The organism is Sphingomonas corticis, assembly GCF_012035195.1.
Taxonomy (GTDB): domain Bacteria; phylum Pseudomonadota; class Alphaproteobacteria; order Sphingomonadales; family Sphingomonadaceae; genus Sphingomonas; species Sphingomonas corticis.
In genome coordinates this window covers 36,259-56,667 of the sequence record NZ_JAAVJH010000016.1, presented here as the reverse complement: position 1 = coordinate 56,667, position 20,409 = coordinate 36,259, and the positions used below count along the sequence as shown (strand labels likewise).

Below are 20,409 nucleotides of genomic sequence, written 5' to 3'. Positions count from 1 at the left end.
AATGGATGGCAGATCGTCTACTACGAGCTCCGCGGGTGAAACATCACGAGAGGTGATCCGGTAACTTCCAACTCGTCCAACCTCACAAACCCACGAAACTTAATATACTTTGCGGCAACGCTCAGGCTTTTGTTGACCATTTGTTCCGACTGCCGCTGTCCATATGACAAACCTTGAGGTGCCCCCATGCAGTGAGCGCAGGAAGGCGTCCTCGTGCCCGATCTTCTCGCCATCGCCCTCGATCCACCAGACCCGCTGCGTCGCATTCCAGCGGTAACCGGCCGCTTTAAGCGTGTCTCGCGTCGAGAACGGCGCACCCCATGCGACGACGCGGTAACTCGGCCGGCGGGCTGTATCGAGCAGATGGGCGGCAATGGTGCGGCCGTCGGATGCCTGCCGGGCGAGCAGGCAGGTGAGCGCCCAGCAATCCTCGCCGGCGCGATGGCCGCGGGCGAGGAAGTGACCGGCGGACGCGACAAGATGACCGAGTGCCTTTCCCTCCAATCCAAACCGACGCCAGTCAAGCTCCTTCACCGTGCAGGCCCACGGCAGGTCAATCCAGGGAACCTGCGAACCAGAAACGCCCGATCGAAGGCCGCATGGTGGCTGACGATCACGTCGGCCTTGTCGAGAAGCGTCTCAAGGACGTCATCGTCGAAGCCACGCCCCGCGACCATCGCGTCGCTGATGCCGGTCAGTGCCTCAACCGCTTCGGGGATCGGGCGGGTCGGCTCTTCCAGCATCGTCACCGGCGGCGTCGCATCGGTGAGCGCCCCCTCTTCATTGAGACAGATCAGCGACACTCCAAGCTCGATTGCTTCGTGTCGCTTCGGGTCGAGCCCGGTCGTCTCGACGTCAACAACCGCGATCGTCGCAGCCTTGTCGTCGCCGGCTGAGGTCGTGAGCCACAGCTCGGATGGCTTGGGCAAGCGGCGAAGGACGTGAAAATCACTGTGCCGTTCGATCTTGCGAGCATGGAGCTCGGCCCGCCGATTACCGCTGTAATGATAGTAGGTCATGTGACACCTCGCTGGCGTGACGGGGTGAGCAGGCGTTCAGGAGTTTTTCCCTTCCTCTTGCTGCTCCATCCTCATCGTCCCATCCCAGTCAGGTCAGTATCCGGGTCGATTGTGGTCGGAGGGTCGTGGCAACCCGGTGGAAACGATCGCGGGCTATGCTGACGGGATGAACGTCGTCGCCGGAGCCCTGCTCGATCCCGTCGCCGTCGCGCATGAGAATGCGACGGACCGGGTGAACGCCTGGCGCGGGCGCTGCCTTTCCAGCTTTGCGCGGATCGAGATGGCGGTGAGCGAGGCGCTGCTTACCCTCTCGGTGCAGCCCGGCGGAGTTGCGCTGCCGCACATGTTCGGACAGCGGATCGCGGCGCTGCGGGGAGCGACAGGCGTCGGGAGCGACGCAGGCGAGGTGATCGCGGCGTTGGACGCCTTTGTCGCGCACATGCCACTGCGCGTGTTCCTGACGCACGGCGACGCGCGCGTGACGATCGGCCGTGACGGTGGATGGCAGGCGGTGCTGACCGTGCTGGCGCTTAAGCGCGGTGGCGGGGAGCACAGCTTTCTAGTAATAGATGAGGACGAAGCGCAGCGGATCGCGCGGGCGCTGGGACGCGACCGGCAGCGGTTGGTCACACGACTGGCGCAGTGGCGCTCGGCAGCAGCGCCTATGGACAAGGTAGGCTGCTTGCGCGTGGGTGGCGACTCTAGCGCCTAATCGCGCTCACTTGCGGTAGCGGCACCATGCATAGGCACCTGCCCCCGCGACCCCCACCGTCGCGGCCGTCGCGATGACGGCCGGCGCGCTTACCACGCCGAGCGCGGTCGCGCCCAGGCCGCCGAGCGTTCCCGCCACGTAGCCGGTGCCGCCCGCCCCGACGGTTGAGACGATCGCGGCCCCGCTACTGTGCGCCACTGCGGCGACTCCGGCGGTGCTGGCCAGGGTGCTCGCGCTCGCTACCACGCCACCGACACCGGCGGCGGTCGCACCAGCGCGCTGGCACCAGGTGGTCGCGCGTGTTGGGGCCGGCGCCTTGCGCCGCGCGGCATCGGCCGGGCCGCTCACACCACCGATCGTCAACGCGGCCGCAGCCGTCCAGAGCACATACCGACGCATCGTCATCCTCCCGTCTGCATCATGGTAGCATAGCGCACCGCGCGCTTACATTCCGAATACCTTCATGCCGGCGTCGATCATGCCCTCGATCCCGCGGCGCACCTCGCCGCGGCGCACGGTGAGCGGGGCTTCCTCGACGATCAGCACGCCCTCACCCGCCATGACGCGGTCTTTCAGCAGTTGCTCGCGGCCGAAGAAATAGGGCCAGAACGTCTCGGTGCGGGTGACGGCATAGGCGAGGTCGGCGGAGAAGCCGACGAGCTGGTCCTGACCGAAGACGCGCCCCTGCTCGGCGCGCTCGACGCGCACCCCGCGCCCGCCCTTCAGCACCAGCCGCGCGGGGCCGTGGAAGACGAGATAGCGCAGTTGCAGCGTCAGCCAGGCGTTGAGCGAGCCGAGCCGCCAGTGCCGCGTGATGCGCAGCCGCCGCCGGATCGGCTGCGCCACCGCGGCGAGCGCGCGTGGCTGGAGGACGCAGGAGGCCCCCTCCGGCAGTGTCAGGGTCGTGACCTCGGCCAGGCCGTCGCGCACCGCGGAGACGGTCGTCACCTCGCCATCACCACGGATGCGGGTGAGGAAGGTGAGGCCGGTGGCGAGGCTGGTGACTGGTTTCGTCCAGTCGAGGAACCACTGCGTGCCCTTGGCACCGGCGTGGCTGCTGGTCTGGAGATAATCCTGTCGCACGAGCAGCTCCTCGCCGGGATTGAGGCGCACCGCGACCGAGGTGGCGGACGGCGCCGCAGGCGCGATGGCGACACCGCGGCCGTCGGGCATGCGGAGACGGATTGCGGCACGGCGAATGGCGAGCGGCGCGAGGACGAAGAAGCAGAACAGGCGAATGAGGAAGGGCGTGACGATAATGAACGCGAGCGCGATTGCGGCGGTGCGGAGCAACCAGGGAAGTTGCCACTGCTCGGACCAGGCCCGCAGGCGTTCGGGGAGTGAGCCAGACAGTTCGACGCGTGCGCGTTCGGCGTCGAAGGCAAGCTCCACGCCGGCCTGCTGGATCCCGCCAACCGCGTCGGCCGCGACGACGAATGCTGTCTGAGCACGGCGAGCTGCGTCGGCTTTGTTTCGCGCGACCTGAAGGCCGCGATTACGCTTTGCGATTGCCTCTCGCGCAGCACCACATTGCTTATCTCGATACGCAACTAAGGCTTTGTGCTCGGCGCTGTCCCACCATCGCCGCAGCTTCCAACGCCAACTATGCTCAAAGCTAGAAACCTTTGCATCGGCTCGATTACAGAGCGGGATCAGGGTTGCGACACGTCGCTTTTGCGCAGCGACGTCCGCCTCCGCCGTCAAGGATGCACCCTTACTGACGACGGCAGCACGCGCAGTGGAGATGGCCCCGAGCTGCTGGTCGATAACCTTGATCCGCAGCTTAGCGCGTTCGATGGCAATCAGTTCATTCTGGTCGACAATCGCCAGAGCCCAAGCCGGCTTGCCGGCCACCACCCGCTTGGCAAGATCATCGCGTTCCGCCCGTAGCGTTCGCCTTTGCTCGTCAAGGCGAGACACGCTTGTGCGGTGCAGCGCGAGAGCGTTCTTCCGGAACGCTGCTATGGCTGCTTGACGCTCCGCGGCGATCGTTGAGGCTGCGTCGGCAAGCACGCGTTGACGCACCTGAATCGGTGTCCTGCCGACGACAAACTGCTTTGCCCAAGGCAGGATGAAGGTGCTGGCGGCAATAGCCGCGACAAGCGCAAGATACAGCACTCCCTTGCGCCCGAGCCACCCGAATACCTTGCCGACCGCGTCCATGCGCTTCCCCTCGCCTTGCGCGAGATCAAAGACGCGGTCGCGGTGGGTGGCAAGCCGTTGATTCCACGGCCGGCGTTCACGCGACCGGGTTTGTCGTGGCCGCTACATCAGCACCGGGCGCGAGCGGATGGCGTTGAGCACCGGCGGCTCTACCGCGTAGACAGCCAGCCGCCGCCCGCCGCGGTTCGCGTGGTCGGTGACGCGGCCGGCATAGTGGCGGCGAACGAGGCCCGCGCGAACGAGGTCGGAGACGGCGCGGCTGACGTTGGCGCGGCCGACCGCGAGCGCCTCGGCGGCGAGCGCTTCCTCGATCGCAGCATCGTCGTCGCTGCCGATCCGGGCGGCGACCTTCGCGCGAAGCGCCGTGCGGCGGCGGTCGCGCGCGGCGAGCGGCACGAGCTGGCGCGCGAGCCAGTCGCGCAGAGAAAGGCGCTCGCCCTCCCCTGCCCTCACCCACGGCCCGGCATGACCGTCCGCGCGCGCGACCTCCGCGATCAGGCCAAGCACCAGAAACGCATAACGGGGCCGGGTGGAGGCGCTCGCCAGCGCGGCGAGGATCGCGCCGACGTTCCCGGGCGGGACGGGGCTGGGCGGCGTGGCGTCGAAGCTGCTCATGATGTTGGAATCAAGCACATCGGGAACGGAAGGTGAATCCCTGTCGTGACGGCTCGAGCGGCTTTGTCGCGGGTGACACTCTGCCGACGCGCGCGGCAGAGTGTCACCTGTGGCGATCGAGCCAGGCGACGAAAACGGACCCAGCCACCGTCAGCAGAACGATCGCGAAGGACCAGAGCCAACCAACCTCGACGCCGATCCACACCAGGGTGAACAGCGCGATCAGCGGAGTAATGATCGTCATCGCGTCAGCGCCCGAAGAGCAGCCGCAGCACAGCCGCGGTCATGTGCGTCGCAAGCACCAGCATGAGCAGCCCTACCCAGCCGATAGAGGCGGTGAGCCAGCAGGTCACGAGAATGGCGATGAGCAGTGCGAGCGGTTTCATGCCGCTTGGCCTGCCCCTCACATGCGTCAGATGCGGTCGTCACCCTCGAGCCGCGCCAGCAGCGCCTCCGCGCGGTGATGCGGTATGCGCATGGTGCGCGCGAGCCACGACGGCGAGCGGCGCCGGTGCGCGCGCATCAGCCAGCGCGCGACGGCGAGCGCGTCATCGTCCGCGCTCATGCCGGATCGTGCGGCAGCGGCACCGGCTCGCGCGCGGGCAGGTGGAAGCCGGTGCGGGCGCCCCCTGCCCCGCGTGCCTCCGCCTCCGCGCGGATCCAGGCGGCGAGCGTGGTGGGGTCGCGCTCGCCCAACACGCCCGCGCGCTTTGCCACCACGCCGACGTCGCCGGGGGTGACGCCCTCCAGCGGCGGGGCGCCGGCGGGGAGCGCCAAGCCAAACGTCGCGGCGAACAATGCCGCGGCGCGCGCGGGGGTGAGCGTGCGGAAGCGAACGGTCAGCGTGAAGCGGCGCTGCGTGGCGGGGTCGAGCGTGTCGGCGAGGTTGGTGGTCGCGACGAACGGCGCGGGGTGGTGCTCCATCCAGCGCAGCATCTCGTTCACCATGCTCCCCTCCCACGATCGCGTCGCGGTGCGGCGGTCGAACAGAAACGTGTCCGCCTCGTCGATCAGCAGCATCGCGCCGCGCTCGGCGGTGTCGCGGAAGGCGCGCGCGATGTTCGCCTCCGTGCCGCCGACATAGGGGCTGAGCAGGTCCGAGCCGCGCTGCTCCTGCACCTCGATGCCAAGCATGTGCGCGAGGTGGCGCGCGTAGGCGCTCTTGCCCGTGCCGGGCGGGCCGGCGAGCAGCAAGCTCCACCCGCGCGACGGCGTGGCCGCGAGGCGAGCGGCGATCTGCGCGAGATCCTGGTCCGCCTGCGCCAGCGACGGGTCGTAGATGGCGGGCCGCGGGACGACGCGCAGCGGCGGGTGGCCGAGCGCCTCCAGCAGCCCTTCGCCGATCCGGCGCGCCGCTTCGCCGCCGCCGCCCGATAGCCGCGCCGCCTCTACCGCGCTCGTCAGCACCGCCGGCGCGGCTGGAAGCTGCGCCACCGCGGCGATTTCGCCTTCGGACAGTGCCATGCGCCGCGCCGCAGCGGCGCGCGTCACCACCCGCGCACGCACCGGCTCGGGCGGCAGGGTGAACGACACCGCCAGGTGCATCCGCCGCACCACCGTTTCCTCGAGCTGATCGAGATTGTTCGCGATCCAGATCGTCGGCACGCGCACCTCCTCAACCAGCCGGTTGAGCCACAGCTTCGACCGGCCCTCGCGCCCGTCGGTCGGGATGAGGTTGAGCACATCCTCCGCCTCGTCGACGACGATCACGTGACGGCGCGACGTGCGGGTGAGGCCGCGCAGGACGTTGAGGTGCGCGAGCCGCTCACGCCGTGTCGGCTCGCCACCGTCATCGTCCGCCAGCCCGGCGAACACCGCGACCAGCCCGGTGCGGTCGGCGATTGCGCGCGCGAGCTCGCTCTTACCGGTGCCCGCAACGCCGTGCAGCAGGACGTTCACGCCGCGGTTCTCACGCGCCGCGGCGGCGATCGCGTTGGCGGCGAGATCGCGCGCGGCGACGTGTGAAAAATCCTCCCATCCCAGCGTCGAGGCGGGCGCAGGCGGCAGCATGCGCCGTGCGAGCGCCTCGGGCGCACTGGTGTGCATACCGGCGACTCGGACGAGAAATCGCCCCGCATCGAGGTCGCCATCGCTATCGCAGGTGACAAGCCCGCTCGCGACCAGGCGGCTCCCCGGCGAAACGCGCGCGTCGATCGCTCGGGCAGTGTGATCGCTCAGCAGCGACAGGACACCTGGCGACAGCCCCCGGCCGCCCCCGGGCAGCGCCCGCACGAGCGCGCGCCACGCCTCGAAGCGCGCATGCCGCGCAAACAGACCCAGCAGCGCGCGATCGACGGCGTCGAGCGCGAGTGTCGTGGCGAGCCAGTCCATCCGCCGATCCAGCGCGACGGCGCGGGGCGGGGCCGGCGTATCGGCGAGCGCGGCGCAGACCTCCTCCAGCACCGGGCGGGATAGATCGCCAACGGGGTCGCGCTGATGATCGAGCACGTCAAAGTCGTGAGAGCCAAGATCGACGTCGAGCCAGCCCGCCTGGTCGCGCACGAATTCGAGCACGGTCGGCGCAACGAGGCGGAGCGCCCGCTGCGGCAGGCGCGATACCGACCGGACGAGCGCGCGCCGCAGCAGCGCACGTTCGGCGGCAGAGGCTTCGGAGAGATCGGTGGCGGCACCGAGAGGATGGTAGGACGAACGACGACGACGCGGCATGCGCGGCTCCATTGCTGGCGAGAACATCGGGCGCCGATGAAGCGCCCCGACGGAACCGCGCGAAGGCCGCCGGTTGGGTGCGGTTTTATGCCGCAGGTGCGTCAGATATGGTCGTTTGTAGGCCTCAAAGTGTCTACCGTGGCCTTTAACGCTGCCGCAACAGCACGCTTGGTTGGCTCGACTGGTGTGAACTGCGGGTGCGGGAACCCGAAGGCGATTGCCTCTCCATCCGCATGTAAATACGAACCAGCATCGAACTCCCCTCCCTCGTCAACGAGTAGGACGCCGTTCTGCAGACTGCCGGTGTAGTGCGGCCACAAAGACCAAGCACGCCGAGAAAAGACAAAGATGCGGTCGGGCTTTAGTTGCTCGATTAAGTCATAGGCACGATCTGGAATGGCGTCGCGCTGCTCCTTGGTGCCCTCTGCATAGCGCTGGTCCGCCTCACCCACCAGCGTCGGCAGCGTGTTCGCAAAGGCAACGCTGTGCGTCGGGGTTGCCAAAATAGCTGCGGATGCGGGGACAAAACGGCGCATTCTCGTCACCTTGCGCCCAGGCGTTCACCACCTCCTTCGTGATCATTGGGTTGTCTTTCTCCAGCTCTCCCCAGTGCGAAAAGCCGACGATCAGAACCTTCTGCCCATCCAGTCCGCCCGCGTAATTCGACCCGACCCATGGTTCGTGCTGCATGTGTCATGCTCCTTCGTTGTTAAGCGTTTTAACCAGCGCCCGCGCCACCACGCGCATCGCTTCCACGTCCTGTCCGCAATAGGCCCTGAGCGCCGCGTCGAGCGCCGCCCTGCGGTCGGGCGTGCAGCCGTCCGCGGCCGCCTCGGCCCATGCCTCCTGCGCCTCGCCGCCGTGCTTCACCTCGAGCATGGCGTAGTCCATGTGTGGCGCGATCGTCGGCAGCACCGCCTTGATCGACCAGCTGCCGCGCTGGTCGCGGTGATACCAGTGGTTGCGGGTGACCGGGAGCAGGTCGACGAGCCGCGCGGACAGGCTCTCCAGCACGGGCGCGAGGTCGGGGAAGGCGGCGGCGAGCTTGTCGATCACGCCGCGTTCGAACGACGCATTGTAGGCGATGACCGCGCCCTCTCGCGGCAGGCGGCACAGCGCCTCGGCGCACGCGCGGCGCGGGTCGGTGCCGTCGAGGCTGAGGTATTCGTGGAGCGTGTCCCCTCCCCTCCCGTCCTCGACGATCGCGGTGAACTGGAACGGCACCTGCTCGTAGGGGCGCGTGCCGATCCAGCGCGGGATGACATGAGCAATCGTCTCGAAGTCGAGCCAGGTGCGTGGGAACGCCCAGTCCGCCATCGCCGCGCGCGCGCCGGCCGCGTCGTGGTCGGGCGCGCCCGAGACGGTCGCGGCGTGGACGCGGCGCGCGTTGCCCTTCAGCTGGCCCGCCTCGACCGCGAACACGTCCGCGATGCCGGCCGCGCGCCACTTCTTGCCCGCGCCGTTCGGCAGCACCTCGACCGGCCATTCGGGCCCGGGCGGCAGCGCGGCGCGGCAATAGGCGTCGAACTCGCACGCGAAGGGCGCATGGCACTGGTCGCCCGGCACCGCCGCCGGCTCCGCCGCCGCCAGCGTCGCACGCGCACCTGCGACCAGCTCCGGGACGGCAGCGAGCTCGTCGGCCAGATCGTGCGTCAGGTCGGCGTCGGCGAACAGGCCGTCGAGCTCGCCCTCGCGCTCCAGCACGAACGACGTGTCGACGTGGCGCACCGCGGCGTAGCTGACGGGCAGGCCGTTCGCGCGCGCGACCCACAATTGCGTCGCGAGATCGGCGCGGTGATAGTCCTTCGCGCGGGTGGAGGACTTCACCTCCGCCATGTGCCAGCCCCCTGCCCCGTCGGGCTCCAGCACGTCGCAGCGGACCAGCACGCCGTCATGCTCGAACGTCGCTTCGTAGATCGGCGCGTCGTGGCCGGCGGCGAGCAGCGCCGCGGTGGTGGCGAGCGCGGTGGCAAGGGTCGGCTCGGCCTCGACCATTACGCCTCGCCCATCATGCCGTGCGGAGCATTGCCGGCACGCCTCGTCGCCGATCGCGTGCCCCGCGGCGAAGCGCGCCTCCGCGCCGTCGTCATATTGCGCCACGTCAGGTCGGTGAACCTGGAGCCACAACCGCTTGGGGCATTGCGCGTAGGAGGTGAGCTTGGACTTGGACAGGCCGTGGCGGCGCATGACGATTCCCCTTGAATGCCGAGTGTTGCAGGGGTCGGTGCCCGGCACCAGCGACAGGAGCGGTCGTGCGCGTCAGCGGCGGCGTCGTATCGCCCAGCGGTGACCGCATGCGAGGCACTGGCGCTCGGGCTCGCCGATCAGCGGGAGGACGCACCCGCCGATCACCGCCTCGCCGCGCTCGGCGAGGTCGAACAGCTCGGGTGTCGGGTAGCCGAAGTCGATGTCCACGCCGCGGCGCTGGCGGCAGGCGGGGCAGATGTAGCGGCGGGTCATGCGCGGGAGTTGCAGCGGGGGCGCGACAGGAGCGGTCGTGCGCTGGACGCGCGCCGACGCGCGGGCGAAGGAGGGTGCGATGATCGATCCGGTCTTGCCGCTATCGCTGTTCGCGTTCGCCGCGGCGGGGCTGCTGCTGCCGTGGGCGGCGTGGCGCTGGCTGCGGGGGAGCTACCGGCGCTTCTCCGCGATGACGCCGGCCGAGCAGGAGGCGGCGCGCGGGCGGGCGCAGCGGCGGGCAGACCGAACGACGAGCGGGTGCCTGGCGGTCGCGGCGGCGCTGGTGATCGCCGCGCTGGCGTGGGTGACGGTGCGCGGGCTGTAGCGGTCAGCGACCGATGAGCGCAGCATCCGGGTCGAGCAGGGTCAGCGCCGCGCCCTCCCCCATTCCGCCCGCCGCGTGCCAGCGCCACAGAACGAGGTTCACCCCGCCATCGCGCTGCTGCACTGAGGGGACCAGCGCTCCGGCCGCACCAGCCGCAATCAACTCCTGCGCCAAGGCCCAGCTGGGCGGCACCGTCCCGTCCACCCGCGCGATCGCGGCCCAGTCACACGTCAGCGCCTCGGCGATCTGCGGATCGTCGCCGGTCAGATCGGCGACCGTGTTCGCCGCCACGTCATAGGGGACGAGCGTTCCTGGCCGCGGGAAGCCGCGCAGATACTCAGCGATCGCTGTCGGGTGATCGGTGGCGAGGTAGAGCGCGGGCCATCCCTTCATGTTCCAGCGTCCGCCCCACAATCGCGCGCCCTCGCCCGAGAACGGATCGCGATGGTAGAGCGGCGAGATCATACGCCACGCTCGACCGGTGAAGGGGCGTGTGGGATAGGTCATGGCGGCGTGGCTAAACCGCGACGCAGGCTTGCTTTACCGCCGTCACGAGTAAACGCCCGCAGCCATGCGCTCGAGATCCTCCATCACGGCGCCGGCATAGCCCTCCTCCACCAGCTCCTCGGCTGTCTTGCCCCAGCCGGGAATCGGCTGATGCCGGAACCAGATGATCGCGCGGCCCTCGTCCCCAGCCAGCTCCGCCGCGCGCGCGATGATCCGCGCGATCTCGCCGAGCTTCGCCTGCACCGCGGGGCTCTCCGGCTTGGCGGTCATGGTGTTGCGATTGACGTGCGCCAGCTTGGCGAGACGCGACATGGGAAGGCGCAGCCGCTCGGCCATGCGGCGCGGCGCGATCATGTCGTGGTCGCGGATATCGTCGAGAAAAGCGGCAAGCATGGGTGCACTCCTTGCCTGTTATATGCACCTGAAAGCGTGTTGGTTCAATTACCGCCGTTCAGCAGCGCCAGAGCCATGCTCGCAATGCGCCGACCCCATGCCACCTTGCTGCGCCAGTCCTCCGGAATGCCGCTGGCGCCGTAGAGCGCGCCGGCGAGCTGGCCGGTGATCGCGGCGGTGGTGTCGGCGTCGTCGCCGAGATTGGCGGCGAGCAGGATGGCGTCGCGGTAGTTCTCCGTCTTGGCCACGCACCACAGCGCCGCTTCCAGGCTGTGCGCGACATAGCCGGAGGACTTGATCTCGCCGCGAGCCTTGCCGCGCCAGCCGCCCGCCAAGATCGCGGCGATCGGGTCGGCGCCGACGCCCTCCCCTACCCGCACCGCCTCGGCGAACGGCGCACCCAGGATCGCGGCGCGCAGGATCAGCGCGTAGCCCTCGCACGCATCGAGGCAGGCGGCGGCGGCGTGGGTGGTGGCGCTCTGCTCGCGCGCCGCGGCGCGCGTCGCCGCCTCGCCCGCGCGCACGCCCCAGATCGCGACGGGCGACAGGCGCATCAGCGAGCCGTTGCCCGCGCTCATCGCGTCGGTGGAGCCCGCCATCGGATCACCGCTGCGCTCGAACCGAGCGAGCGCGGCGGAGATGGCGTTGCCTATGTCGAAGCAGGTGCCGGTGGCGCTGTAGCTGCCCTCGCGCCACCACGACACGAAGCGGCGCATCAGGTCCTCGGGGTCGAGCGTGCCACCCGCCGTCAGGCTGTCGGCGAGCGCAAGCGCCATGCTCGTATCGTCGGTCCACACGCCGACCGGCAGCCGAAATGGCCCGCCACCAATCATGTCGGTAAGCGGCTGGTAGCTGTCACGCGGCTGGAACTCGAGCGTGGTGCCGACCGCGTCACCCACGGTGAGCCCGAGCAACGCGCCGACCGCGCGATCCTCACGGCTGCCGGATGCGTTGCTCGTTACAGCGGAGCCCCCCGCTGTGTAGGTAATTGCCGCATCCTGCACCGGCGTGATGCTCCGCACATGCGCCTCCTGCTCGCGTGTCTCGATCGCGCCCGCCCCGCGCGCCTTGCGGACCAGCGCAATTGCCTCATCTGGCGATGCGCGGTCCAGCTCGACCAGCAGCCGCGCCGCAACAGTCCCGGCCCGACCGAGCCCGCCCTTGCAGTGGACGAACACGCGCTCGTGCTGGCGCAGCAGCTGGCGGATCAGCGCGCCGTCACGCCGCCATGCCTCCTCGAACGCGGGGCCGGGCGCGGTCACGTCGGGGATCGGCAGGTGGAACCAGCGCATCCCGCGCGCCGTCACCGCCTCCCCCATCCGCTCGACCTTGAGCGCGGCGAGTTCGTGCGCCTCGACCAGCGTCACCACCGCCGCCGCACCCCACGCCTTCACCGCGTCGAGATCAACGTCGAGATCGCGCGCCCACACGCCAGACATTGCCGAACACTGCTGCTTACCGGGACAGAAACTGACGCCGATGGCGCCTTCGCCGACCGGGATCGTGGCGATCTGGAGCGGGTGGGTGCGGCTGGTGCGGGCGGTCATGGGCGGGAGCTCCTTTGGCGACAAGCTAGGATGCGGCTGCGACAGCTTCGGTCATGCCTCTGCCGCCATCCGCGCCATGTCGCGCAGGACGTCGGCGATGCCGTTCTGCACCGCGACATCGTTGAGACGCGTCGCGGGGAAGCTGGGAAAGCCGATCGTGGACGTTGTCGAGAGCGGGCCGGCGAGCGCGGCGAAGCGGTCATACAGCTGCTGGCGCACCGCCTCGTCCTTGAACGCGTCATGCGCCTTTAGATACTTGAAGGTGATCGCGACGGTGCCCTTGCCGGCACGCTGAAACAGCAGCGGATAGGTGATGCGTGCCGGCCCGTCGAACACCGCAACGATGGAGCCCTGTCGATCGGTCACCTCGGCATGGCCGCCGGCGTTGGCGACGCACTCGGTGAAGCGATGCGCCGCCTGCACGACCGCATCGCCGAAGGGAGCGATGAACGTCGAGATCCACTCATCGCGCGTCATCGGCGGGGGCAGCTCACCTTTCGCCTGCGCCTTTGCGGCCTGCGCACGCTCGGTTTCGCCGATCACGCGCGGGGTGAACGCACGGACCCCCTGCCCCTCGAACCACGACAGCTCCACCGCGCGCACGTCGGCGCGCATCTGTTCGTTGAGGAACTCGACGATGCGGGCAAGCTCGCGCGGGATCACGTCGGCGACGAACACCAGCTTGACGCGGCCGGCGGAAAAGTTGGCGTCGACCTGCGCCCAGAAGACGTCCGGCTCGACACCTTCGGGCAGGAACTCGGCGAGCAGGGCTTCGGGCTCCTGCTCCGCCTCCTGCGCACTCGCGGCGAAGCTGGCTGCGATCGTGCCGGCCTTCCAATAAGCGGTGGCGTTGGCGGCATAGTCGAGCATCTGCCCCACCACTTCTCGCCGCAGCCGCGTGTCGACCGCGCGCTTCAGCTCGACCAGCACCGGCACGCCCGCGCGCGTCACAAACAGGTGATCGAGCGACCAGCGCCCTGCGCCTTCCTCGCTGTCGGCGATCGGCAACTCGCGTCGGATCAGCAGCAGCGCGCCATCGGTGTCCGCGATGATCTCGGGGTAATCGGCGATCAGGCGCTGCATCGTGTCCTCGTTCTCGGGCGCGGCGGGGCTCATCGCGGTCAGGCGGTTATCGGCGTCGACGGTGTAGATGACGGGTCGGGTCATTGTAGCTCCGGTGGTCAGGGCTGAAAGCGGCCGATCAGACGCCGCGCGTGGGCGGCGGTGGGGCCGGTGAAGGTGGCGAGCCACTCACTCCAGGTGCAGGCGGCGAAGCGGACGGCGGCGCCCGTCACCATGGCCGACAGGCGGGCGACCTCGTCGCGGTGCTGCGCGAGTGCGCCAGCAGGAACGCGGGCGGGTTCGGCGTAGAGGTAGAGCAGGACTGGCGCCTTGCCGATGCGCCGTGCCTCGGTGACAAGGCCGAAGGCGTGCTTGACGAGCTGCGCGGCATCGACGCGGCGGAACAGATAGGGGCTGGCGCGCAGGTCATCGCACAGCTGCGTCCACGATTGCATCCCCTCGCCCCAGACGTCGCGATCATAGGCATCGGAGAGCTGCGCGGGCTTGGCGTCGCGGAACGGCTCGAAGCGTTTCGATTCCACGCCGATCAGGTGCCGCGGCGTCTCGACCCCGGCGTCGAGCCACGGGTGGCGCCCGCCCGACCAGGGAAAGCGCATCTGGCGCTCAACATCGACGCGCGTTGCAGGCCAGTCGAGATCGGCGGGCGGAGGAAAGGGTGGCAGCTGGTCGGGGCGCTCCAGGAACGAGCCGAACGCGTTCGCGGCGAGCGCGGCGCTGCTGTCGGGGCTGGCGAATTTACCGGTTGCGATCTCGCTGCCGGGAGAGCGGGCGAAGGCGGCGCGAACGAGCGGTTCGGGAACGTCGGGGAGGAAGAGGTTGGCCATGGCATCGGTGTATTACACGGGGGCGTCAGATCCGGTCGTGCTGTTCATCTACCCTTCTCCCCTTCCCTTCTCACCAAGCGAAGCATCGTGTCCTGATTAGAGGGTTTCGATTCTAGGTTAGGAGGTTAGCGGTGCGCTGGATGGGTTCAAAGCGGCGGACGAGCACGATTCGGCTGCCTCGGCGCGTTCCCGAAGTGTCGGGAGTCCGTTCCCGATGGAACGAGGGGGCGTTCCCGAAGGATCGTGGGTGCGTTCCCGAAGGTGCGGCTGGCGTTCCCGGAGTGTCGATGGACGCGTTTGGCAGACGCGCGATTGAATCACTTCCAACGTCATGACCGTTGTCGACGTTCAAATCCGGTGTTGTCGCCGCGTGCCGCGGATCGCCGCGGACTAAGGAACAGCGCAACCCGACACATCGGGAACGCGAGGTCACAGCTGCGCAAACTTCTGACCGCGTCGTTGTAGTTCAAAGAGGCCGGGGCGCACGTCGCGTGCGATGCGGTCCATCGTTTCCCAGACCTCGAGAACTCGCGCGGCCTTCAACGCCAGTGGCAGCTCCATAACGGCGGCACGCGGGAAAAAGCCGACCAGTTTCAAGCGAAGAAACAAGGCGCGCGATGGTCGCTTTCGAGCAATATTCAGATCGCCGGAGAGGACGACCCAATCCCCCTTGTCACCGAGTGACTGCATCCATTCCTCGTCGGCAATGCACGCCAGTCCGTATTTGTCGCGATGGCAGGTAACCTGATGCGCTCCGCCGAATAGCGCGTGGAGCCCTCGGGCGAGATCCGGTGGTAGGTTGTTATCGACAAACAGCTTCAATGCAGACGGTGAGAACCGAGGCTCTCTTCATAGGCAAGCGCGTCCCGTACATCGCCTTGCGGCAGGTCATAAAGCTTGGCGACCCGCGCGATGGAGCCCTCTGCCCGGACGTCCTGAACGACGCGAGACGTCAGCATGCCATTTCGCGCAACGATCGGCTGCCCAAATGAACGCGCTGGGTCGATCACGATCGAGTGGCGGTGGGGGAACAACCACCAACGCATCACCGCATCGTCGCCGAACTCCAGTCCGACCAGGGAAGGAGCGACGATGTCGCGGAAAACATGCTGGTGGCTCTTCAGGTCGATCAGGCGCGGCTCGTCGGGCGCGCTGGTGATCTCCAGGAAGATGCGACGCCCGTCGGTCTTGAACGCCTTGGTCGAGAACGGGCGTTCCATACCGATCACTTCACGAGCGCGGGCGATGCACAGTCGAATGGTCGGCAATCCGATCCGCTTTGCACGCAGTGCGTTGACGATCCGCGCCTCCACAAGATCACGGAAGCCGAGCAGCTGTCCGTCGATCTCAGCATCATATTGCGGCGCCCACAGGGGCTGCTGATGCGCGGTGCCATGCGGCCCCTGATAGTCGTAGCCATACAGCCATCGCCGCAGATTCACCGCCGACATGGCCAGCAGCCGCGCGGCTTCGGCTGGCGTATAGGCACCGATGTTGAACTGCGCCGTCACTGGCGCGGCTGTGCCGCAGGAGCCGAGCGCATTCAAGTCGCGCTATCGCCCCAATTCGTGGCGGTGCTTCGCGTCCCAGCGCTTCACGAAGCCGATGAAGGCGTTCTGATAGCTGACCGGGGTGCGCGCGGCGTCGGCGGCCAGCCAGGTGCGGAACTCCTCATGGAGCGCCTGATAGTCCCAGCCGGGGCATTCCGCGCGGAGGGCGTCGACGGTCGCCTCGGTGAGGTCGCCGGCGGATGCGCGGGTGGCGAGGCCCTTTACCGAGCGGCGGATCATCGCGGCGGCGGCGGAGAGCTCGGTGACGCGCTCGGGGCTGAGCGGCTCGACCTGTTTCCCCGGGGAAACATCCGCGGCCGGAGTTTGCGGGGGCTGCTCGACCAGCGCGGCGGCTGGCGGCGGGGCAGGGGGGGTCGGGAGCACCTCGCGCTTCTCAACCCGCGCACCCTCCGCGCGGCGGCGCATGCGGACGCTCGGCTCGCGCTTGCCGGCGGGCTGCTCGAGCGTGAGGGTGTAGCCGGGCAGGGGATCCTTCTCGACGATCTTGGCGACCTCGAACTTGAAACGGCGATACTGGCCCTCGGCGCCCGATTTCTCGAACAGCGTCGGCATCGAGATCGCAAAGCCGGCCTCGCCCGCCCCGCCGGCGTGCTTGCGCGCGACCTTGTAGAGCCAGCGCTCGCGCCCGCCGGTCAGGTCGAAATAGGCGCGGTCAATGCTGAGCACGCCGCCCGTCATCATCACGCCTTCCCAGAACCAGTTGGAGAGTTCGATCGTCATCCCGCGCGAGCGCTCGGTCTTCTCATCAACCAGTTGCGTCCAGCCGTCGAGCCAGCTGAACGTCGCCTCGCGGCGGTTCTCCGCGCGGATGTTGGTCTTAATCGTGGTGGCGACGAGGCGGTCGAGCGACTGGCCGAGTAGCTCGTAGGCGCGCCCCGTGGTGGGGCGGCCGATCGCGCGGAGCAGGTCGTAGGGCATCAGGTGCAGCTTGCGCGGCACGTCGTTGACCCCGCGGCGCGCCATATCGGCGAGCACGGAGGCACAATAGATCAGGATGTCCGCGTCCCAGATCGTCGCCATGCCGTAATCGGGGTTGGCGGAAACGTGGACCCACAGCTTCCCGTCGGGCGCGCGATAGTCGATCGGCTTCACCCGCTTCGACTTGGCGAGTGAGAAAAAGGGGCGCTCCATCATCTCGCGCTGGTCGCGCAAGGGCAGGTCCGCGAGATACGGGAGGAAGAGGTCGAACTGCTCGGGCACCGCTTCGCGGTTGGCGCGGGTCATCGTGTTTCCCCGGGGAAACACGTGTTTCGCGGACAGTCCATGCCAGCGTGCGCCGAAGTTGACACGAAGGTCACACTGGCGCGGTTCACCGCCGGAGCCCCCGACCTTCCGCCTCCAGCGCGGCGAGCGCGTGGCGCAGCGCGTTCGCCAGATCGTCAGGTCCCGCGCCCGAGCCTGCGTGAAGGCGGATCGTCACGCCCTGACGGTTCACCGACTGGACACTGAGACCGGGGCGGCCGTGCGGGGTGGTCCAGACAAAGGGTTCGGGCGCGTCCGCCTTCGCGCGCGGTGCGTTTAGCAGGCGGCGCTGCACCTCGGCCGCCGGAAGCGCGCCATCGCCGGCCTCACGCCGCGCCTTCTGCGCCTTCGCCAACGCCTTCGCCTCGGCGAGGATCGCGGGGGCCGCGGCCTTGTCGTCGAGCGCCTGCGCGAGCGCGTAGCCGGGCTTCAGCGCGACGTCGGCGGGGGAGGCGAAGGCGGCGATCACCGCGTCGGGCAGCGCCGCGACGCGCAGCATCTTGGAGAGCCAGCCCTTCGACAGCTTCAGCCGCTCGGCCATGCGGGTCAGGTGGTTGCCGTAATGCGCCTTGAGCGCGGCGGCGTAGTTTCGTGCGCGCTCGAGGTCCGACACGTCGGCACGCGCGCGGTTCTCGAGATCGGCGAGACGGAACGCGGCCTCGTCATCGAGCGCCGCAACCTGCGCCACGAACTGCATCTCGGGATAGGAGTGCGCGCGCAGCCAGCTGATCGACCAGTGACGCCGCGTGCCCGCGATCACCTCGTAATCGTGCACGGGATCGCCCTCGACGCGGCGGACGATGGCGGGGACCTTCTGCCCGCCTTCGGCGACGATCGAGTCGATCAGCTCTCGGCAGCTTTCCTCGCTGAGGTGCGCGTAAGAGCGCGCGTTGCCGGGCCAGATGCGGACACGCGCGGGATCGAGCAGCAGCTGGGTGACCTGGCGCACCTCTCCGCTCGCCACGCGGGCGAGCGCGGACTCGCGGCCGAGCAGCGTGGTGCCGGAGAGGCGCTGGCGTGGCTCGGCGGTTGGGGCTGCGGTTGGGGCGGGGGAGGAGGGGGGTGCCTCCATGGCGGGTTCGCGCGCGGGCTCGTCATCCGAGAGGAGCGCGGCGAGATAATCGGATTGCTTACGCGCCATGCGGGGTCTCCATCGCGCGGAACATAGGTGGAACAATGGTGTGTAGGAAAGAGGGGGTAAGCGCGTGGGGCCCGTCACGTCCGCCTGCGCGAACGTGACGTCGGACGCTGCTGCGCGCGCCGGCCGGGCCGGGTCGCTTTCCTTGGGGTTGGCGGTTCGCCATCCAGTTAGGCTGCCGCGACACTGAGCACATCCTCTTCCCTCGCCGGGGCAACCCGGCCCCACCCCTGCCGCACCAACTGCTCGATCTGCCCCAGCGCCTCATCGAGGTTCGCGCGGCAGCGCTTGTGGGTGCGCGGGGTGCCGATCGGCTTCTCCAGCTCGTAAACCGTCATCATCCGCATCGCGGCGTGGCTGATCTCGGCCGAATCGAGGATCGGCACCGGCAGCAGGGCAGGGCCGAAACTCTGTTCCATAATCGCGCGCACCATCGCGTGGCTGGGATCGTTGGCGTCGAACTTCGAGCAGATCAGCCGCACGAAGCTGTAGTCGACCGCGATCCCCGCGCCCTCCAGCTGGCGCAGCACCTGGTCCATCATCGACAGGAACTGCACCGTGGAGCAGAAATCGGGCGTCGTCGCCGCCAGCGGCACCAGCAAAGCGTTCGCCGCCTGCATCACCGCCAGGCTGATCGTGCCGAGTGCGGGCGGGGGATCGAGGATGACGATGTCGTAGTCGCGCGCGAGGTCGATCAGCCCCTGCTTCAGCTTGCGGAAGCGTGCGGCGAGCACCGACTGGCCATCCGCCCCCGCCGCGGCGAGCTCATATTCCACGTCGAACAGCTCGAGGTTCGACGGGATCAGATCGACGTTGGGCCACGGCGTGCGCTTCACCGCATAGAGGAGGTCCGCCTGGGTCGGGTCGATCGAGAGATAGGGGTAGAGCGTCTCCTCGCGCGTGATGTTGAAGTGCGGGTTGAAGCCGAACAGCGTCGTCGTCGTCGCCTGGCTGTCGCAGTCGACGACGAGCACGCGATAGCCCTGCACCGCGAAGTAATGCGCGAGGTGGGTGGTGACGGTGGACTTGCCGACGCCGCCCTTGAAGTTCTGCACCGCGACGATCGCCGGCACGTCGAGCGGCGCGCGGGCGGGCGACGCGCCGAGCACATCGCGCATGTGGAGCAGCTCGTCCACGGTATAGCCGACGCGACGCCCGCTGTCGGTCGCGGGGGCAGGGGGGAGGCGGCCGTCCTCCTCGGCCATGCGGATGCGGTTGGTGGAGCAGCCGAGCAGCTGCGCGGCCTCCGCGATGCCGAAGCGCACGTTGAGCCCCTTGCGGCTTTCCGGCAGAAACGCCTTGCGCCGCAGCCGCTCGATCATGCGCTCGCCCGCGTCGGCGAGATCGCCGATCTGGCTGGTGATTGCATCCATTTATCGGCCCCGCATAGCGATTGAACGTGTTTGCAGGGCAACGTGCGCGATCAGCTTCAATCTTGCAAGTAGCGGTTGTGCGGTTCGCCTTATTGGTCCATATTCGGTCCGAATAAAGGTGGAGACTCGGTCATGGGCATGCTGGAGCGGATCAAGCCGGTGAGCTGGTTCAAGGCGAACGCGGCCGAGGTGCTGCGCAACGTCGCGGAGGACCGCACGCCCTACATCATCACCCAGAATGGCGAGGCGAAGGCGGTGGTGGTCGACATCGCTAGCTACGAGGCGACGCAGGAGACGCTGGCGCTGCTGAAGCTGGTGCAGCTGGGGCGCGAGGACGTGAAGGCAGGGCGGGTGCGGCCCTTGCGTGATGTGATCGAGGAGATGCGCCAGCGCACCCGTGACGGGCAATGACGCGCTACCGCGTCGAGATGACTGCGCCGGCGGAAGCGGATCTCGAGCAGATCCGGCGCTGGCTGATGATCCACGCCGATGCCGACGTGGCGGACCGCCTGCTGCTCGACGTGCTCGCCTGCCTCGATACGCTGGAGCAGTTTCCCGAACGCGGGAGTGTGCCGGCGGCACTCGACGACCTGGACGAGACGATCCGGCAGATGCCGGTGCAGGCGTGGCGGCTGCTCTACGACGTGTCGGGCGAGGTGGTGAGCATCCTCGCGGTGGTGCACGAGCGCCGCAATCTGACGGCGGCGCTCTCGGAGCGCTTGCGGCGCTGACGTCCGCGCTGGCGCGCCAGCGATAATCGTGCAGGATGA

At 68.6% G+C, this 20,409-nt stretch carries 27 protein-coding genes; 4 read left to right on the top strand and 23 right to left on the bottom strand.

Annotated elements, in window-relative coordinates:
* Positions 1-99 precede the first annotated feature (99 nt).
* Complete coding sequence (locus HBH26_RS17490; RefSeq protein WP_168135933.1) at positions 100-534, bottom strand: hypothetical protein; 435 nt, start codon at positions 532-534, stop codon at positions 100-102.
* Positions 531-1,019: an exonuclease domain-containing protein gene (locus HBH26_RS17485; RefSeq protein ID WP_168135932.1), complete on the bottom strand. Its 489-nt coding sequence runs from the start codon at positions 1,017-1,019 to the stop codon at positions 531-533. Before HBH26_RS17485 ends, HBH26_RS17490 begins: the two co-directional genes overlap by 4 nt.
* 166 nt (positions 1,020-1,185) lie before the next feature.
* Between HBH26_RS17485 and HBH26_RS17480 the strand changes: the two genes are divergently transcribed.
* The gene (locus HBH26_RS17480) at positions 1,186-1,731 is read left to right on the top strand and encodes a hypothetical protein (RefSeq protein ID WP_168135931.1); all 546 of its coding nucleotides are present in this window, start codon (positions 1,186-1,188) and stop codon (positions 1,729-1,731) included.
* A 6-nt stretch (positions 1,732-1,737) separates the two neighbouring features.
* On the opposite strand, the gene HBH26_RS17475 is transcribed toward HBH26_RS17480, so the two are convergent.
* The 11 genes from HBH26_RS17475 to HBH26_RS17425 all read right to left on the bottom strand — a co-directional run bounded on the left by HBH26_RS17475 (position 1,738) and on the right by HBH26_RS17425 (position 9,636).
* Complete coding sequence (locus tag HBH26_RS17475; protein ID WP_168135930.1) at positions 1,738-2,136, bottom strand: hypothetical protein; 399 nt, start codon at positions 2,134-2,136, stop codon at positions 1,738-1,740.
* A 39-nt stretch (positions 2,137-2,175) separates the two neighbouring features.
* Positions 2,176-3,894 (bottom strand): AIM24 family protein, encoded by a 1,719-nt coding sequence (locus tag HBH26_RS17470; protein WP_168135929.1) that lies wholly within the window; start codon positions 3,892-3,894, stop codon positions 2,176-2,178.
* A 102-nt stretch (positions 3,895-3,996) separates the two neighbouring features.
* A complete protein-coding gene (locus tag HBH26_RS17465) occupies positions 3,997-4,509 on the bottom strand; it encodes a hypothetical protein (protein ID WP_168135928.1) in 513 nt (170 codons plus the stop codon).
* A 103-nt stretch (positions 4,510-4,612) separates the two neighbouring features.
* Positions 4,613-4,753 carry a hypothetical protein gene (locus tag HBH26_RS17460; RefSeq protein ID WP_168135927.1) on the bottom strand — a complete coding sequence of 47 codons (141 nt, stop codon included), beginning with the start codon at positions 4,751-4,753 and terminating at the stop codon, positions 4,613-4,615.
* A 4-nt stretch (positions 4,754-4,757) separates the two neighbouring features.
* Positions 4,758-4,895 (bottom strand): hypothetical protein, encoded by a 138-nt coding sequence (locus HBH26_RS17455; protein WP_168135926.1) that lies wholly within the window; start codon positions 4,893-4,895, stop codon positions 4,758-4,760.
* 26 nt (positions 4,896-4,921) lie between these two features.
* Positions 4,922-5,074 carry a hypothetical protein gene (locus tag HBH26_RS17450; protein ID WP_168135925.1) on the bottom strand — a complete coding sequence of 51 codons (153 nt, stop codon included), beginning with the start codon at positions 5,072-5,074 and terminating at the stop codon, positions 4,922-4,924.
* A complete protein-coding gene (locus HBH26_RS17445) occupies positions 5,071-7,176 on the bottom strand; it encodes an AAA family ATPase (protein WP_168135924.1) in 2,106 nt (701 codons plus the stop codon). Before HBH26_RS17445 ends, HBH26_RS17450 begins: the two co-directional genes overlap by 4 nt.
* A gap of 101 nt (positions 7,177-7,277) precedes the next feature.
* Positions 7,278-7,712 carry a hypothetical protein gene (locus tag HBH26_RS17440; protein WP_168135923.1) on the bottom strand — a complete coding sequence of 145 codons (435 nt, stop codon included), beginning with the start codon at positions 7,710-7,712 and terminating at the stop codon, positions 7,278-7,280.
* On the bottom strand, positions 7,621-7,866 hold the full coding sequence (locus HBH26_RS17435; protein WP_168135922.1) for a hypothetical protein: 246 nt from the start codon (positions 7,864-7,866) through the stop codon (positions 7,621-7,623). The genes HBH26_RS17440 and HBH26_RS17435 overlap by 92 nt, the downstream gene beginning before the upstream one ends.
* A gap of 3 nt (positions 7,867-7,869) precedes the next feature.
* Positions 7,870-9,363 carry a DUF2779 domain-containing protein gene (locus tag HBH26_RS17430; RefSeq protein ID WP_168135921.1) on the bottom strand — a complete coding sequence of 498 codons (1,494 nt, stop codon included), beginning with the start codon at positions 9,361-9,363 and terminating at the stop codon, positions 7,870-7,872.
* Between the two features lie 72 nt (positions 9,364-9,435).
* Complete coding sequence (locus HBH26_RS17425) at positions 9,436-9,636, bottom strand: hypothetical protein (RefSeq protein ID WP_168135920.1); 201 nt, start codon at positions 9,634-9,636, stop codon at positions 9,436-9,438.
* Between the two features lie 79 nt (positions 9,637-9,715).
* Between HBH26_RS17425 and HBH26_RS17420 the strand changes: the two genes are divergently transcribed.
* On the top strand, positions 9,716-9,961 hold the full coding sequence (locus tag HBH26_RS17420) for a hypothetical protein (RefSeq protein ID WP_168135919.1): 246 nt from the start codon (positions 9,716-9,718) through the stop codon (positions 9,959-9,961).
* 3 nt (positions 9,962-9,964) lie between these two features.
* Here HBH26_RS17420 and HBH26_RS17415 read toward each other — a convergent pair whose 3' ends face one another.
* The 10 genes from HBH26_RS17415 to HBH26_RS17370 all read right to left on the bottom strand — a co-directional run bounded on the left by HBH26_RS17415 (position 9,965) and on the right by HBH26_RS17370 (position 19,639).
* On the bottom strand, positions 9,965-10,468 hold the full coding sequence (locus HBH26_RS17415) for an RES family NAD+ phosphorylase (RefSeq protein ID WP_168135918.1): 504 nt from the start codon (positions 10,466-10,468) through the stop codon (positions 9,965-9,967).
* A gap of 42 nt (positions 10,469-10,510) precedes the next feature.
* A complete protein-coding gene (locus HBH26_RS17410) occupies positions 10,511-10,861 on the bottom strand; it encodes a hypothetical protein (protein WP_168135917.1) in 351 nt (116 codons plus the stop codon).
* Positions 10,862-10,905: 44 nt separating this feature from the next.
* The gene (locus HBH26_RS17405; RefSeq protein WP_168135916.1) at positions 10,906-12,408 is read right to left on the bottom strand and encodes an ADP-ribosylglycohydrolase family protein; all 1,503 of its coding nucleotides are present in this window, start codon (positions 12,406-12,408) and stop codon (positions 10,906-10,908) included.
* A 51-nt stretch (positions 12,409-12,459) separates the two neighbouring features.
* The gene (locus HBH26_RS17400) at positions 12,460-13,575 is read right to left on the bottom strand and encodes a PDDEXK family nuclease (RefSeq protein WP_168135915.1); all 1,116 of its coding nucleotides are present in this window, start codon (positions 13,573-13,575) and stop codon (positions 12,460-12,462) included.
* Positions 13,576-13,589: 14 nt separating this feature from the next.
* Positions 13,590-14,315 (bottom strand): PGN_0703 family putative restriction endonuclease, encoded by a 726-nt coding sequence (locus tag HBH26_RS17395; protein ID WP_168135914.1) that lies wholly within the window; start codon positions 14,313-14,315, stop codon positions 13,590-13,592.
* A 429-nt stretch (positions 14,316-14,744) separates the two neighbouring features.
* A complete protein-coding gene (locus HBH26_RS17390) occupies positions 14,745-15,137 on the bottom strand; it encodes a PIN-like domain-containing protein (RefSeq protein ID WP_168135913.1) in 393 nt (130 codons plus the stop codon).
* Positions 15,134-15,826, bottom strand: a complete 693-nt coding sequence (locus tag HBH26_RS21265) for a DUF433 domain-containing protein (RefSeq protein WP_168135912.1) — start codon at positions 15,824-15,826, stop codon at positions 15,134-15,136. Before HBH26_RS21265 ends, HBH26_RS17390 begins: the two co-directional genes overlap by 4 nt.
* 42 nt (positions 15,827-15,868) lie before the next feature.
* The gene (locus HBH26_RS17380) at positions 15,869-17,110 is read right to left on the bottom strand and encodes a replication initiator protein A (RefSeq protein ID WP_168135911.1); all 1,242 of its coding nucleotides are present in this window, start codon (positions 17,108-17,110) and stop codon (positions 15,869-15,871) included.
* Between the two features lie 85 nt (positions 17,111-17,195).
* The gene (locus HBH26_RS17375) at positions 17,196-18,269 is read right to left on the bottom strand and encodes a ParB/RepB/Spo0J family partition protein (protein ID WP_168135910.1); all 1,074 of its coding nucleotides are present in this window, start codon (positions 18,267-18,269) and stop codon (positions 17,196-17,198) included.
* Between the two features lie 167 nt (positions 18,270-18,436).
* Positions 18,437-19,639, bottom strand: coding sequence for an AAA family ATPase (locus tag HBH26_RS17370; protein ID WP_168135909.1), 1,203 nt, complete (start codon positions 19,637-19,639; stop codon positions 18,437-18,439).
* A 132-nt stretch (positions 19,640-19,771) separates the two neighbouring features.
* On the opposite strand from HBH26_RS17370, the gene HBH26_RS17365 reads away from it, so the two are divergent.
* Together HBH26_RS17365 and HBH26_RS17360 are read left to right on the top strand one after the other, a co-directional pair.
* Positions 19,772-20,050, top strand: coding sequence for a type II toxin-antitoxin system Phd/YefM family antitoxin (locus HBH26_RS17365; RefSeq protein WP_168135908.1), 279 nt, complete (start codon positions 19,772-19,774; stop codon positions 20,048-20,050).
* Positions 20,047-20,370: a type II toxin-antitoxin system RelE/ParE family toxin gene (locus HBH26_RS17360; protein WP_168135907.1), complete on the top strand. Its 324-nt coding sequence runs from the start codon at positions 20,047-20,049 to the stop codon at positions 20,368-20,370. The genes HBH26_RS17365 and HBH26_RS17360 overlap by 4 nt, the downstream gene beginning before the upstream one ends.
* Positions 20,371-20,409 lie beyond the last annotated feature (39 nt).